The sequence below is a fragment of the Pelagicoccus sp. SDUM812005 genome (genome assembly GCF_031127875.1).
In the GTDB taxonomy this organism is placed as follows: domain Bacteria; phylum Verrucomicrobiota; class Verrucomicrobiia; order Opitutales; family Opitutaceae; genus Pelagicoccus.
On the sequence record NZ_JARXIA010000027.1, the window covers coordinates 1 to 16,500 of the forward strand.

Consider the following 16,500-nt stretch of genomic DNA (forward strand, 5'->3'; position numbering starts at 1 on the left):
AACGCGAAGTACATGGGCAACATCACCCAGCTCGACCACGCCCTCGGCATGGTGCTCGACGCCTTGGAGGAGGTAGGGGAGAGCGAGAATACCTTCGTCTTTTTCACCTCGGACAACGGACCTGTCGGAAACTTTGGCGGAACCAGCGGCGGCTTGCGCGGCGGCAAGCGCAGCGAGTACGAAGGCGGCATTCGAGTTCCCGGGCTGGTGCGCTGGCCGGAACGTATCCAACCTGGCAGTACGAGCGAGGTGCCGGTTATAGGGAGCGACGTTTTTGCTACGGTGCTGGATTTGGTCGACTTGCCCTTGCCGACGGACCGCACGATTGACGGAGTCAGCATGGTACCTGCCCTCTCGGGAAAGCCTGTCGAGCGGCCGATTCCGCTCTTTTGGCGCACGCACGTTTCGCCGCCGGATCAGCGCGTTGCGATGCGAATTGGGGACTGGAAGATCGTCGGGAACGACGTGCTGACCAAGTTCGAGCTCTACAACGTGCAAAACGATTGGCAGGAGAAGAGCGACCTCTCGCAGCAGATGCCGGAGAAAACCGAGGAGATGAAAAAGATCCTTATCGACCTTTGGACCAATATTGAAGCGGAAGGACCCAAGGAATGGTGGGAGAGCGATCGTCAGCCAGTCAAGAAAGGCGGGACGCTGAGCTACTGATCCAGAAGCCTGCGGTTCAAGCGTGATAACGAAGCATTTTAGAATGAATAAGAGAAAAAGACTATTTACCCTGTTGATTACCTTTCTGACGATCGCGCCGGTGCTCGTTCGCTCGGCCCCGAAAGACGATTCCCACATGGAGTGGTGGCGAGACGCCCGTTACGGCATGTTTATCCATTGGGGGTTGTATTCAATTGCTGGAGGCGAATGGAAGGGGAAGGACTACGGCAAGGAGCAAGGCGGCGCGAGCGCCGAGTGGCTGATGAAGAGCGCCGACATTTCCAAGGAGGAGTACCGCGCCACCTTGACGCCGCAGTTCAATCCCACGTCCTTCGATGCGGAGGAGTGGGTTTCGGTCGCGAAGGAAGCCGGTATGAAGTACGTGGTCATTACTTCCAAGCATCACGATGGTTTCGCCCTGTTCGATACGGAGGCCACGGATTACGACGTGATGGATGCCACCCCGTTCAAGCGGGATATCATCAAGGAGCTTTCCGAGGAATGCGCCAAGCAAGGCCTGCGCTTCGGAGTCTACTATTCCCAAACCAAGGACTGGTACCATCGTGGACTGGGCAAGGGTTCGGGAACTTTGAGCAACGAGGACTACCTGGAGCTGGTTCAAATCCAATTGGACGAGCTCCTGTCGAAGTACGGCGATATGGCGGTGCTTTGGTTCGACACGGGTGGCAGCAACTTGATCGAAGCCGATGCCCAGGGAGCCAGGGTGCGCGAGCTGCAGCCCGATACGGTTATATGCAGCCGACTCTACAGTCGCCGGGTGCCGCTCGAGGATCGCAGGTATGCGGATTTCGAGTCGCTGCCGGACCGCATGCTGCCAGCGGAGCTCGCTACCGGTGATTCCGAAACTTGCATGACCTTGCGGCACAACTGGGGCTACGATCGCAACGACGACGCCTGGAAAAGCTCGAAGGACGTCGTGGAGTTCCTGGCGCTTTGCGCGGCTCGCGGCGTGAACTTGCTGCTCAACGTGGGACCGACGCCGGAGGGTACCTTGCTGCCCGAGGAGATCGATCGCTTAACGGAGGTCGGCGCCTGGATGAAGGAAAACGGAGACGCCATTTATGGAACCCAGCAGTCGCCGCTCGATTACGACTTTTGGTGGGGAGCGATGACCCGGAAGGAAAATAAGCTTTATCTGCACGTCCTGGAATGGAAGCGGGAAGGCATCGAGTTCAACGGCATCGCGGCCAAGCCCTCCAAGGCCTATTTCCTCGCGGATCCGAAGCAAAAGCCCTTGCCCCTGATTTACGATGCGAAGGGTGCGGTTACGAAGGTCAAGGTTCCTGCAAAGGCTCCAGACTCCAAGAATACGGTGATCGTGGTAGAGTATGCGGAGTCGATCGTAGTGGATTCGGATGCGAAAGGTAAGTACCATTGGTACACCAATCGCAGGACGCGGCATACCGATATCGAGAAGAGCGAAGCCGCCGGCCGGCACGCGTTGCCGCAAGCCGTTACCGGAAATTGATATAGGAAACGAGGCGAAGGGCCAAGGCAGGACACGAACGATATTTAGTCACTATGAAAGCAATCACTTCGCTTTGGATAAGGTGCCTACTATTCGGCAGCGCTCTGGCGACGCTCGTTTCGTGTGCGTCGCAAGTATCTGAAGATAAAGCGGAATCCCCGGCTGATATTTCAATCGAATTCAGTTCTCCGCAGAGTGTGTATTTGCATAATAATAGAGCTTCCAAGCCGCTTGGCAGTTCGGACTTGGTGATCGAGCGCGGGAACACTAAATGGACTGGGGACGCTACGCTGGTATGGGAAGCGGACGTGCCGGAAAAAGACGAATACGAAGTGTACCTGATCGCCAGCGTGGACGAAGCTGGTGGCGGAACGATGCTGACTCTGGAAACGGAAACGGGAACCAGCGAGCTTGCGATCTCGCAAACGTCGGGTCCCTTTCCGGGAGGCGAGAACTTCGCGGTTTCGGAAGCTCTCAACTTCGAACGGGTGAAGCTGCCGGGAACCGTCTCGCTGAACGCTGGCTTGCAGCTGATATCGGTATCCACGCCACGCAGCGATTCGGATGCGGTTTTGCTCCATTTTCGTTCTTTCGAATTGCTGCCTGTTTCCAAGAAGGAATCCATCGCGCAGGAGGAGGCCCGGGCCCAGGCGGCCAGAGCCAGCGTAGACTGGTTCGTGGAGACCGGATACGGATTGATGTTTCACTGGACGTCGCGAACTCCCCAGCAGGATGCTACCATCAAGCCATTCGAGGAAGCGGTTAACGAATTCGACGTGGATCGGTTTGCCGCAATGGTGGAAGAAACCGGGGCAGGCTATGTCTACTTTCCCATCGGGCATGCCGAACCCTATTGCCCGGCTCCGCTGGAAAGTTGGGAGCGTATCCATCCTGGCCATACCACACGACGCGACTTGCTGGAAGAGCTTGCCAATGCTCTCAATGCGAAGGGGATCCGTCTGCTCTGTTATGTGAACGGACCCTTGGGATTGGGGTACCCTCGTTATGGCGGAGCGACTCCAGAGCAGGAGCGGGCTTTCGTCGAGAACTTCGACGCTATCCTTACGGAGTTGGGGACGCGCTATAAGGACAAGATCGCAGGGTATTGGTTTGATACGATGATATCGATCTTCAAGGGCTTCCCGGAACTTCCATTTGAAGATCTGTTTAATGCTGCGAAAGTGGGGAACAAGGATCGTATCATTTGCTTGAACGCTTGGATTTGGCCGGATGTTTCGCCTTGGCAGGACTATTGGGCGGGCGAGGTACAGCATCCCCTCGATCCTCCCGTCAACGGTTTCATGAAAAACGGTCCTTCTCCTCATCTGCCTTACCAGGTACTGCTCACCATGGAAAAGCACGCTTGGGGAGCGAAGGAAACCGGGATCCTCGACCCGAAATTTACGGCGGAAGAGCTAGGGGCATACATAAGGGATTGCATGGATAACGGCGGTTTCGTGACCGTAAACCTTTCGGTTTATCAGGATGGAACGGTTGGCGAGAAAGCGCTGGAGGTTATGCGTGGCGTCAAAGAGCGAATTCGGTAGCGCTTTGTTTTCAAAATAGGGATTGGACGGATCGGGTAAGTGATCATTCTATAAATTTATAAGTCGCTAAGAGGGGAATCTTGGATATCCCTTGTTGGGATGTGGAAAGAATTTTTTATGTGTAGGATACCTCGTTCATTTAAAGACTTTTCCTTAGGCGTTGGAACGCTCCTGATCGGGCTTCCCGCTTTGCTTTTGGCTAAGCCTGTATATGTGGATGCCAATAGGGGAGACGACGCCAACGCCGGTAGCCTCGAGAGCCCCTTGAAGACGATTCAGCAGGCTGCGGAGGTGATGGAGAACGGCGATGTTTGTTATATACGCGAAGGGGTTTATCGAGAAACGGTAACTCCAAATAAGGATGGGCTGAGCTTCAAGGCATTCGAAGACGAGTACGTTCTTATAACCGGCTTGGATATCATCGAGGGCTGGAAACTGTATCAGGACGGAATCCTGCAAGCGCCCTCCCGCGCCAAAATAACGCAGGTATTCGTCGGAGGAAAACGGATGCACTGGGCTCGTTATCCCAACGAAGATGGGGATATGCTGAGCACCGACGAGCTCGATCGGGTAGACATCAAGACGGAGATGCCTACCGGACTGGTCACCTTCGAACGCATGGAGGCGAAGCCCGACGACTACTGGGTGGGCGCCTATTTCATGGGATTGCCCACGACTCGAAACTGGTGGACCGGGCACCGGGGGCGGGTCGAATCCTCGTCGGGGAAGACGATCACCTGTACCGACCTGAGCGGTTTGTGGAAGAACCCAAAGTTCCAGTTCACGGGCGAAGGGGCCGGATATATCATCGGGCATTTGAACGCATTGGACGCGGCGGGCGAGTGGCACTGGCAGGATGAGACCCTTTACCTAAAGCTGCCCGAATCGATGGATGAGTCATCGACGCTTGTCGAAGGGCGCACGCGGGTTCACGGCTTTAACCTGACCGACAAGAAGTATATAAGCTTGGAAGGGCTGCACTTTAAGGCTGCCGATATCCATATGCCGGACTCTGACCACTGTACGATACGTCGCTGCACGGTACGCTATGGAGGGACCTTCGAAACCTTTTACGCCGGGGGGCAGAGTCAACGGGAAGCCTGGGGCGACTTCGAAAACGGGGCCTCCTGCATTTTCGTAGGCGGGGACCACAATGTGGTGAAGGACTGCTATGTAAGCGGTTCCTGGACGCATGGCATTTCGCTTTGGGGTAACCATAACTTGCTGGAGAACTCGATCGCGGAGCAATGCAATTGGCAGGGCGAGCGCTTCTCGCCCATTTGGGCTCCGGGCGACGATAATAAAATTATTCGCAATACCAGCCGGTTCGGTGGACGCGATGGCATCGAGCTCGGAAACCGTAGCTTTGGAATCAAGGTGGCCCACCGAGCTTTGGTTCAATACAACCATGTTCATAACCATGGATACTTGGTTCCTGATTCCGGACTGTTCTATACGAATCACCAAGGAACCTCGCCCTTGGCGGAGTCGGAGGTTTCCTACAACGTAATGCACGATTTCATGAGCGATCATAAAGGTGCGGTGGGAATCTATCTGGATAATTCAAGCAGCGGCTACAAGATCCACCACAACGTGGTTTGGAACGCCCATGACGGGATCCGCACCCGCTCGGCAACGGAAAACTATTTCGTTAACAATACCCTGATGAATGTGCAGATCGCTATCGAAGTGCGCGGCAGCGAACGGAAGGGGGCGGTTATCGTCTCGCAGAATAATCTGGTCGAGGTGGACAATATCTACGGGATTACGAAGTCGCATAATAGCGTGGTCGACGCCAGCGTCTTTAACGATGCCGCGAACGGAGACTACACTTTGCGTCCCGGGGCGTCCGCGATCGACGCGGGGGTTCGGGTGGAAGGGATTACGGAAGCTGTCGTAGGAGGAGCTCCCGACCTGGGCGCCTACGAGTTTGGAAGCCCGGTCTGGAGCGCGGGGGCCAGCCTGCAGGTGCCGACCTTTCCTGACGAGGAATAGTGGATTTCAAAGCGAAGGCGTCCTACTGGCCGCCTTGCATGCGACGGCGGACGGGGAAACTTGTTCGCTAGGTCGCAGCTTTTCAGGCAAGGGCCGGCAGTCCGTGGAGGATTGCAGGCCCTCTTCCTGTTGAGGCGACGATAGGGTTTCAGCGATTGGGATTTAGCTATAAATTCTTGGGGTGAGGCACGATCTGAGCAGGCCAGTTGGCGGCCTTGGCAGAGAAAAGTGGAGGTATCCCTACGAATGGAGGGTTCCCTCATTTGCGGAGAAAGACTATGTTGAGAGCCTCAAACGTGAATCGCTACCCCATAGCGCGCTTGTATCGATTGAGCGAAATGCCTCGGATTGAGCGTATGGTTCCGCCCAGGTTCAAAGCTAGAAACCCAGATCCCTATAAATACTATGAAGTACCCCTCCTTTACGATGCGGCGATTGGCCGCTATCGCCGGTGTCCCTTTGGTGCCGTTCATGCAGTTCGCTCAGGAGAACGAAGAGGCCTCCGAAGAAGAGATCTATGAACTCTCTCCGTTTACCGTAGATGGCTCCGAAGATCAGGGCTACTACTCTTCTCAGACTATGGCTGGCGGCCGCTTGGCGACGGAGCTCTCGGACGTAGCGACTTCCGTACAGGTCATCACTGAGGAGTTTATCCAGGACATCGGTGCCATCAGCATGGATGAGATTCTCCAGTATACGACCGGTACGGAAGCGGTCGGCTCCATGAGCGACTACCTAGCCTACGATCAAACGACCACTGGCGGCGACATCGATACTTCCGAGGCCCGCCAGAACCCGCAGTCGGCTGTGCGTATCCGCGGATTTGCGGCTCCTACGCGGACCACGAATTATTTTGAGTCGGCGGGAGGGTTCAGCAGTTACGTTTCGAATCGTGTCGATATCAATCGCGGCGCGAATTCCTTCCTCTTCGGGTTGGGATCGCCCGGTGGAATCATCAATTCCTCGCTACAGCAAGCGAACCTGAAGAAGGAGTCGATCAACCTGAATCATCGCTTTTCGACTGAGGACTTCGAGGACAATTTCTCTCAGAGCTACTCGGCCAACATGAACAAGATCTTGATCGAGGATAAGCTCGCGGTGCGGTTCGCCCTTCAGGAAACGGAGAGCGAATACATGCAGAAGCCAGCTTGGAGCGATTCCTCGCGTCGTTATGTGGCGGTCAAGTTCAAGCCCTTCAAGGAGCGGAATATCAATATTAACGGACACTACGAAATCGGGCACGACTCGGGCGTGCCGGTGGACCGGTTGGTTCCCTTGGAGACCTTGAGCACCTTCTTGGATGATCCCTATGGAACGGTTTGGGGAAGCTCCTTGGACGGCGAGATCACCAATGCTGCGGGACGTCGCATCAGCGATCCCTTCAATAGCATTTACCATGGGGAAGCTGGCGTAGACGATGGATTCCTGACTTATCGGGGCAAGGACGCGGAAGGAAACTATGTGAGCTCCGAGTTGTACGGCGGGCAAATGATTTTGACGAAGGATTCGTACGTGTCGCTTTACGATGGTTCGTCGGGCCGCACCGATGGCTTGGCGGATCGAGCGGTATTCGCGGGAACCTTGAATCGCATTCCGCAGGCCGTCACTGAGTTCAATCCGAACGGGGTCGCTCTCGAGAGTGGGGAAAGGATCTTGGCCGCGAATTCCGGCTTGGGCAGCCTCAACGCGACGGAGTTCCCCGAGTACGTCGGTTTCGCCAACGTGGGACTATTGGACTACGACGTCTTCGATTTCAGGAGGAACCTGATCAGCGGCTCGATCGATAACCGCAGCTCCGATTTCGCCCGCAAGATGTTCTTTGTGGACGCCGCGACCAAGGACGGGAACTTCGGGGTGGAGATCGGCTACCATAGGGAGCACTCTTCCCAGGAAAGTTTCGTAGCGGTGAAGTCGGCGACGATCGACATCGATATGAACTATACGAATCCGATCGGTCCCATCGATCCGGAAACTGGATACGGCGTGCCGAATCCGAACTTTGGGCGTCTCTATTTTTCTACGCCTCGGACGGCGCTGCGAACCGATAATTTCGACGAGCGCGAAGCGATGCGCGCCACCGCTTTCGCCAAGTTCGATTTCCAGGAAAAGTTCGACGGCTTCCTTTCGCATTTCGGGCGTCACACCGCCTCGGTGCTGGTAGACCAATCCACGGTAAGGACGGAACGCTTTACCCAGGCGCCCACTGCTTCCGGAGCGGATTCGTTCTTCCACTTGGGAGAGGATGCTACGTCCCCGCAGCGCGGTTGGGCTGGCGTTTTCTATATCTCCGATCCGTACCTGGAGGCTTTCGAGAACCCGAACTTCCAGTTGTCGGATTTCTATACGACAGGTGTGGCCAAAGATACGGTTCTGAAGTTCGATGGCGATGCGGATGTGCCGTTGCTTTATCTGAGCAGAGGCGATCCGGCGACCGAAGCAGGTCCCGGCACGGTGGCTAACGACGAAACCGCTGCCATGGGTAGCTTCACTCCAGGCTTTCTGGATCGGGGGGGCGTCCTGACTCAGACGGATGTCTCGTCCCAGGCCTTGAATTTGCAGAGCCATTTCCTGCGTGGCCACTTGGTTGCGAACGTCGGTTATCGTGAGGACAAAGTGGAGCAGATCCGCAACGGTACGCCGCTGCGCTATGGTATTCCGGACGAGAACGGAGAGCTGCCGGAAGGGCGCGTCGAAGGTCCCGCCGAGTTGAACAACGTACCGCTTCTCGATTCCGAGAACTTTACGCTGGAGAATGGCGAACTCGAAGTGTCTCCAAAAACGGATACGTTTGGATACGGGCTTGTCTTCAAGACTCCGCAGCGCGTGTTGCCGGATTGGCTGTCATTGAATGCCCACTACGGAGAGTCCTCGAACTTCAGTCCGAATCCAGGCAGCTTCGACTTTTGGGGCAATACCGTTCCCGGCGCCAGCGGCGAGACCAAGGAATACGGAATTACCATCGGCCTTTTTAAGAACAAGTTGTCAGCGCGCATCAACCGCTACGAGTCCGCCCTCATAAACGGCCAGTTCAACAGGGTTACGGAGGCGTCCGGGCAGCTCATCCGGCAGCAAGCGCGCTGGGTTGGCTCTTCCTACACCTACTTGATGCAATACGACAAGAACCTAGACGGCGTGTTCGACGATCCTTCCGACGATCAAATTACAGCTTGGATCGATGAGAGTGGGTCCTTCCAGTCCTCAGCTGGTCCTGATGGTATCTTGGACTTCCGCCAGAACCAGAGATTCATGGAGACCTTGGGCAGAGAGTATCCAACGCTTGGCGAGGTCGGAGACATGTGGAAGGCCATCGAAGGTTTCTGGTCGGACTTTGCGAAGGAAACCGATGCCTGGGACTATGGTCCTGGAGACGAGAATACCGATCCTTACTTCATCCATACGCCTAACCTGACGGATATCATGTCGGATACTTCGGACATGCGGTCGGAAGGAACGGAGCTGACCTTGACTTGGAATCCGTCCCGCCAGCTCCGAATCTCGATGAGCGGCAGCGTGAGCGACGTTGCTCAGGATAATATCGCTCCTCGCTTCGAGCGCATGTTGGAGGAGTGGGTGGAAGCTCTCTCTGCAGTGCCGAACGGTCCGCGCTTTGCCGGCAACCACTTGAACAACGCTTTGGCTAACCACCTGCGCGATCCGTATCTGGCGACGAACATCATCATGAAGCCAATTCAGAGCGGACAGGCCCAGTCGCTCTTCAAGGCTCAGGCTTTGGAAGGCTCGACCAGTCCCGAGCACGCTCGCTACAGCTTCCGCGCTCTTGGAAACTACACCTTCAAGGACGGAGCGATGAAGGGCCTCAAGGTCGGCGGTTCCTACCGTTGGACGGATGCCCGCGCCATCGGTTATGCTTATACGACGAAGATCTTCTTGCCCGAGACGCAGGCTATCGAGATCCCGGTTGTGGACGTCAATAAGCCGTACTATGGCGAACCCAGCACTCAGGTCGATATTTGGTTCGGATACAGCCGGAAGGTTTTCAACGACAAAGCGAAGTGGAGCACGCAGCTCAACATTCGGGACCTGTTTGCGGACGACGAGCCTCTGGTGGTCCAGGTCCAGCCGGACGGCAGTCCTGCCCGTATCGCCTTCCCGGCGCCGCGCCAAATCGTTTGGTCCAATTCTTTGAGCTTTTAAAGCTGTTACTAAAAACCGAAACCCGCTTCTCGGCATCCCTCGGGTGCCGAGAATGCGCGGGGATCGTCTCGGTTGCGTAGTTGGCAGGAGGTCAGGGTGACTTCTTTTCGATCGATTGCGCGATCCGAGTTCGTATCGTGAAGGGCTGCTTCGTTTCCGATCAAAAGGAGGCTGCAGTCCTTCAGCTATTTCCGCCAGAGGCGGTAGAAGACTAATGCAAAAATGATAAAGAAGAAACTATTTATAGCGGCGGCTGCTGTGCTCGTCACCGGGGCCGAGGCGCAAATCGAAGCGAATTGGGAGGCGATGGCGCGAAACTACCGCGTGCCGGATTGGTTCGTAGATGGGAAGATCGGAGTTTGGACCCACTGGGGAGTACCCTCTGCGATTGACGAAAACAGACCGAGCGATGGTTCCCACTACGGTCGCCGCATGTACGGACCCAACGAGGGCGAAAGCGGCCGGCAGTATGACATGACCAAGAAGCTCTCCGATTTCCATGCGGAGCGCTACGGTCCGCCATCGGAATTTGGATACGAGGACTTGGTGCCGCTCTTCAAGGCGGAACGCTGGGATCCAGAGGGGCTTGTGCAGTTCTTCAAGGAAAACGGAGCTCGTTTTATCATGCCGGTGGCCTGCCATCATGACAACTTCGACATGTACGATTCCTCCCATCCCTGGAACTCGGTGGATATGGGGCCTAAGCGGGATACCTTGCGGGAGTGGAAGGATGCCGCCTACAAGCACGGCTTGAAGTTCGGGGTATCGACCCATCTCTATTGGTCGCCCCGATTTTTCAACAACGCTCGCCAGTACCAAAAGCCGGGTACCTTGGAGTGGCAGCTCTTCAGCATGGACTACGATCCCAAGGGATACGCCAACCAGGAGAGCTGGAACCGACACTGGTACGAACGTTGCTGGGAGATTATCGAAAAGTACGATCCGGACATGTTTAACAACGACTCCCCGTACCCAGCGGACAAGTTCGGGGACGTTTCGGGTGTGAAGTTGTTTTCCGAATACATCAATCGAGACTTAAAGGAAAACGAGGGAAAGCAAACGACGGTGCTCTCCTTCAAGAATGGCAGCGTCGACCGGTCCGCTTTCACCTATAACCTCGAACGTGGTAGCGCCGGGGAAATCAAGCCCGAGCCATGGATGTGGGCGACGGACGTTTCGGGTGGCTGGTACTATCGCAAGGGGGCCAAGAATCGCATGAGCATTCCCGTGATGGTGGGGAATGCGGTGGATGCGATCAGCAAGAATGGTGTCGTCATGCTCAACGTAGGGCTGCGAGGCGACGGAACGCTGCCGGAGAACCAGGCCGCCTATATAACGGCTATCGGCGATTTTATAAGGGTGAACGGGGTTGGCATCTATGGGAGCCGTCCTTGGAAGCTCTTTGGCGAAGGTCCGCTCAAGATGAAGGACGGGCGCCAAGGCGAAAATCACCGGGACTTCTCGCAGGAGGATATTCGTTTTACCCAGAAGGGAGAGGTTTTGTACGCCTTCGTTCTGGCCCCGCCGACTAAGGATATTGTGATTGGCGCCCTTGCGAAAGGGGGCTTGTTCGAAGGGGAGGTCGGAGAAATCGCCCTGCTGGGCAGCGAGGAGCCGGTTGTTTTCGAGCGCAACGCCAAGGCATTGACCATAAAGCTTCCCAAGTCCCTGCCGCAGGGGCAACACGTGGTTGGATTTTCGATTACGAAGAAATGATATTGGCCGCGACGAGCTAATATTTCCTATAAAATGCGGGAGTCCCTCCGTACGAGGGGTTCCCGCTGGGGAGCATTTCATGATAGTGTACGGGTTCTCGTTTATACCCCTCTCAACCCCCAATAGGAGATTTTGAAATGCTATATAAGAAAGTGAAGTCTGGGATGGCTTGCTTGTGTTTCGCCGGCGCTCTGCATGCTGATACGCCGATCAACCTCGATTTCGTAGACCTGAATGCCGCAACGGAATCTGCCACGAATACCTTGAAAGTCAGCCAAAACGGTGAGGCGGCTTCCGCGGAGGGCCTTTCGGTAACCGGCCTCCTCGACGGGAATAACTATGTTTACTCCGTTACCTATACCGGAGTCGATCTAGATGGCGACGCAGTGGGTGACACCTTGAGTTTCGATGTCGTAGTTGAAGGATTTTCAGCTGGGCTCGTGGACAAAAAGACTTTGGGGACGGTGCCGGGCGATACGGTTAGCAATGCTTCGATGGCCATCGGCGCGACCGATACCGAAGTCTCTTTGACTACCGATGAAGCGGTGACCACTTGGGTGGTCAGCCACGACCGCATGGCCGCGGGAGAGACCTTGAAGTTCACCATCGATAATGCGAGTTCGAGTGTCGGCGCCGTAACTGCGGTCGCGTCCTTCCGGTCGGTGGAGGCGTTGGAGTGGGCTTCCCACAGTCACCAAGCGATCATAGGCGAGGGTACGGACTCCTTGAACGGATACGATTTCAACACGAACCTCACCATCCCCATCGGGACGGGCGTGGAAACCCTGTACGTCTCTGCTGCCAATCCCGGCAATGCGAATGGAGATTGGGGAGTGGGGAGCATCGACTTCGCTCTGGCGGTCACGCTGGGCGGTTCTGGCGAGGAGCCGGAGGAGCCGACGGGCGATGGAGTTGTGTACTGGGAAGGCGCCGTCGATAGCAACTGGAACCGGCCGGGGAACTGGTCTTCCGATTACCTTCCGGGAACGTTTCCCGACGAGCTTGTGGTGCTAAGCGGCGAAGACGCTCCGGTTGTGCCTACTTGGGTGGAAACGGAGGAAGCGGTTTCCTTGCATATCCTCGATGGCGCGACTCTGGAAGTGTGTAGAGGCCTGCTCCGGATCGGTGAACTGCTTATGGGGAGCGATGCCGGCACGGGCGGCGGAGCGATGCAGTTGGTTTCGGCGGCGGAAGTGGCTGTCGCAGGCGATCTGCGAATCGGCGACGCCGCCGATGCGCTATCCGAGTCCTCCTTGGAACTGAGCTCTGGAAGCCTGCGGGTAGACGGCGAGCTGCAGGTTGGAAACGGTTTGTTGGAAGTCCGAGGAGACAAGCCAACCCTCGAAGCGAACGACCTTGCGGTAGGTGAGAACGGAACGCTCCGCTTTACTTTCGACATGAAGCCGGTCTCCCAGATTCAGGTAGCGAACGAGCTGAGCATCGCGGAAGGAGCCAAGCTGGAGATCGACCTTCGCTACTACAATACGGGCGGAAACGAGCTTGAGCTGATACGTTTCGCCTCGGTCAGCGGCAGCTTCGATCCTGCGAATATCACTATTACCGGTTTAGCGGGCGGACTCGTGACCCTGGATGAGGACAGCCTCAACCTGACTGTCTACGACGACGTCGCAGCTCGTTCCAGTACGCTCTGGTTCGTAGCGACGGGGGGAGATGGATCCAACCCGCTTGACTTGCAAGTGAACACCGGACGACGCATTCGGGACATTTCCTCTCCGGATATGAGCTACGCGGCGGTCGCGGAGGGCGACGACTGGATCTACTCCGGAACCTGGTCGGGGTCGGATTTCGATGGTGACGGTATCAATGATACAGTGTCCTTCGACTTGAGGGTGGAAGGTTTCGCCGGGTCTGCCTTCAGCTACGACGAGGGTACCGGAGCGGCGTCGATGACGGAGCTCGGAAGCGCTGCAGGGGTCAGCGGCGATGGAGCCGGCTGGGGCGTGGGCGAAGACAGCGATTTGGATGCGGGCGAAAGCCTGCGTTTCACGGTGGAGAACCTGCAGCTTTCGACGCAAGGCGGCACGATGGAAGGCTTCGTCGGGGCCCACCTGGTGGAACCGGATGCCGGCTTCGGCCACATCTTGATCGTTGGCCAAGGGGAAGGGCTGCTGGCTCAGAAATCGAATTTTGCGACCGGCTTCGGCTTTTCGCCGGCGGATGCCTTGCTCGTTACTTCGGGAGCGGACTCCAAGGTTCGGGTCAACAACGTTGCCTTCAAGCTGATCGTATCCGAACTTCCTGACTTTTTGGATACGGAGGTGGGCGACTATTCGCATTATCCGACAGGTCCTCAGCATCGAAGCGAGTATCCAGAAGTTACCGACATCGACTATCCCGATTGGACCTGGGATACGGTACAAATGGCGGCGGGCGTGCACCGCAACGACGCATTGCCCGACGACGTAGCCGAGCTGATGGCGAACACCTATCCGGTGATTTCCTTGGGCGGAAGAAACTTCTATGGCGAAGCCTATGTTGAGGACGGCCTGGCTGCAGTGGCGGCTAAGCTCAAGTCCTTCAATCCCGACCTGCACGTCACGACCTATCGCAACGCCGGGCTGCATCACGATCGCATGAGTGGGAATCAAAGCTACAATCGCGATTGGAGCCTGTACGACCTCGATGAGGAGGGGAACCGCGTCTACGACGTCATCCGCTTGTGGGACCGCTACAACCACGACCATCCGGAATTCCGCCAGTGGTGGAGCGACTGGTGCGTCGAGCGGTTGGAGGATCCCAATCTCGACAGTCTCTTCATCGACAAGGCGACCGGTGGCGACGACGCCTTGCTCAGTCACGATGGTGAGATTGTAGCCCCAACGAACCGCGTGAAGTCCTACCTCAGCATTCGGGAGCGCATGCCGGAAGGCGACGTGCTGACGGGCAATATTTTGCGGACCAGCTACTTTGGCGGCAATCGCGAGCTGTTGCACCTTTTCAACAGCACCTACTCGGAAGGCTGGAAAGGCGGCAACGGCGACAGCCTCGTCGCACTCAGCGACGCGGACGCGATCTCTGCCAGCCTGCAGATGTTCCGCGAGGCTTCGATGAAAGGGATGATGGTCCAGCCGAATCACGCCGAGCTCAACCACTTCGTCCTAAGCGGCGAGGAAGCAATCGCCATGATTGCGGAAGGCCGCAAGGGCGAGGTGATCGATACCATTCGCGAAGTGATCCAGTTGCCTCTGGCGTATCATCTTATTTATTCGGAAGCCTATTCCTACTTCGGCTTCCAGGTGGCGCGTACTGGGGAGTTCGGGGAAGCGGAGTTTCTCTGGAACCCCAAGCCTTACGTCGAAGAGTTTCGCCATCCTCTGGGCGCTCCGCTCGGGCCTCCTGTTCGCAACGGCTACGTTTATACGCGTTCCTTCGAGCATGTTGATGTTTGGTTGAACGTGGAAACCGAAGAGTGCCGCCTGGTCTGGGATTGGATGCCGATCGCTAAAGCTCAGGAAGCGGGCGTGATCGAAGGACGCTCCGTCGAGGTCGAGCTGACCGGCTCCAATCCGCGGGAATCGGAACTTGCCTTCGAGGTCTTTAGTCTACCCGAAAACGGCGTTCTGAGCGGAACCGCTCCCCATCTCGTCTATACGCCGAATCCCGGCTTCGTCGGATCGGACAGCTTCACCTTCAAGACAGTCAACGACATGGCCAAGAGCCTGAAGGCAACGGTTTCCATCACGGTGCAAGCGAACAATGTCCCGCTCGCGAATGCAGCTAGCGTATCCACGACCGAGGATACGCCCGAGTCCATCGTCTTGACGGGGTCGGACCTTGACGGCGATGCGTTGAGCTATGCGGTCGAGAGCCAGCCTCTTTACGGGACGCTTAGCGGCACGGCGCCGGACTTGGTCTATACGCCAAGTTTGGATTTCGTAGGCACGGACCATTTCACCTTCGTGGCGAACGACGGATTCGCCGACAGCGTTGCAGCGACCATTGAGATCGCGGTGCTGGCCGATACGGATGGCGACGGCATTATCAACGATCTGGATACGGACGACGACAACGACGGGACGCCTGACGTGTTTGACCGTTTCCCGTTGGATCCCAGCGAACAGGTGGATTCGGATGGAGATGGCCTTGGAAACAATGCCGATCTGGACGACGATGAAGACGGTGTTGCGGACCTTGTCGACAGCTGTCCTACGACAGCGAATACGGACCAGGCAGATATCAACCAGGACGGTTATGGCGATGTGTGCGTGGATACCGGATCCGAAGTGGATCCCAGCGCCGTACTCGGCTATAATCCTTTTGTGGGCTCGGGGTCGGTGATCGAAAAGGATGTTATTATCGGAGACCATTTACTCGTTGGAGAAAACGTGAGCATTGGAAAAGAGGCGACAATCGGGGCCCACTTTACGATTGGGGACGGAAGTTCGATCGGACGATTCAGTTGGCTCGGCCAGGATGTCTTTATCGGTTCCGGTACAGCGGTGGAACGTTTCGTGATCTTGCGCGACGGCTCGGTATTGGGAGACTACGTCGAGCTCGAGCGGTTCAGCGAATATGGAGAGGCCGTCGAGATCGGCGATCGCTCTAGCCTTGGCTACTTCACGCGGGCAGGAAACGGTCTCACGGTTGGCGAGGATTGCCTCCTGGCGCGCTTCAGTAGCTATGGGGACGAAGTGCGCATCGGCGATCGCGTCGAGACGGGATTCTTCACCAACCTTGCTTCCACCGTGAGCGTCGGGGACGACGTCTCGATGGGATTCTTCGTGCGGGTCGGCGAGGGAAGTGCGATCGGAGCCGGCGTACGGATCGGTAGCTTGGTGCGTATCGGAAAGAATGTTACGATCGCGGCGGGAGCGATCGTGCCAACCGGATCGCGCATACCCGACGGGGCCGTCGTCGAATAATCGAGTTTGTTTGAAGTATGGTTTGGGCGCTCCTTGTGAAGGGAGCGCC

At 56.6% G+C, this 16,500-nt stretch carries 7 protein-coding genes; all 7 read left to right on the forward strand.

Annotated features, from left to right (window positions below; genetic code table 11):
• On the forward strand, positions 1-666 hold a 666-nt coding region (locus tag QEH57_RS22610; RefSeq protein ID WP_309009073.1), incomplete at its 5' end, for a sulfatase-like hydrolase/transferase.
• Between the two features lie 43 nt (positions 667-709).
• Entirely contained in the window at positions 710-2,155 is a 1,446-nt protein-coding gene (locus QEH57_RS22615) for an alpha-L-fucosidase (RefSeq protein ID WP_309009074.1), read from the forward strand.
• Between the two features lie 203 nt (positions 2,156-2,358).
• Complete coding sequence (locus tag QEH57_RS22620) at positions 2,359-3,702, forward strand: alpha-L-fucosidase (protein WP_309009075.1); 1,344 nt, start codon at positions 2,359-2,361, stop codon at positions 3,700-3,702.
• 195 nt (positions 3,703-3,897) lie between these two features.
• The gene (locus QEH57_RS22625) at positions 3,898-5,697 is read left to right on the forward strand and encodes a right-handed parallel beta-helix repeat-containing protein (RefSeq protein ID WP_309009076.1); all 1,800 of its coding nucleotides are present in this window, start codon (positions 3,898-3,900) and stop codon (positions 5,695-5,697) included.
• A gap of 405 nt (positions 5,698-6,102) precedes the next feature.
• Complete coding sequence (locus tag QEH57_RS22630) at positions 6,103-9,852, forward strand: TonB-dependent receptor plug domain-containing protein (protein ID WP_309009077.1); 3,750 nt, start codon at positions 6,103-6,105, stop codon at positions 9,850-9,852.
• A gap of 222 nt (positions 9,853-10,074) precedes the next feature.
• Positions 10,075-11,568 (forward strand): alpha-L-fucosidase, encoded by a 1,494-nt coding sequence (locus tag QEH57_RS22635; protein ID WP_309009078.1) that lies wholly within the window; start codon positions 10,075-10,077, stop codon positions 11,566-11,568.
• Positions 11,569-11,705: 137 nt separating this feature from the next.
• The gene (locus QEH57_RS22640) at positions 11,706-16,451 is read left to right on the forward strand and encodes an Ig-like domain-containing protein (protein WP_309009079.1); all 4,746 of its coding nucleotides are present in this window, start codon (positions 11,706-11,708) and stop codon (positions 16,449-16,451) included.
• Positions 16,452-16,500: the final 49 nt, after the last annotated feature.

Bases quoted from the DNA above. Each gene is read 5' to 3' on its own strand.
- QEH57_RS22640 (WP_309009079.1), top strand. From the start codon at position 11,706: ATGCTATATAAGAAAGTGAAGTCTGGGATGGCTTGCTTGTGTTTCGCC.
- QEH57_RS22630 (WP_309009077.1), top strand. From the start codon at position 6,103: ATGAAGTACCCCTCCTTTACGATGCGGCGATTGGCCGCTATCGCCGGT.
- QEH57_RS22615 (WP_309009074.1), top strand. From the start codon at position 710: ATGAATAAGAGAAAAAGACTATTTACCCTGTTGATTACCTTTCTGACG.
- QEH57_RS22635 (WP_309009078.1), top strand. From the start codon at position 10,075: ATGATAAAGAAGAAACTATTTATAGCGGCGGCTGCTGTGCTCGTCACC.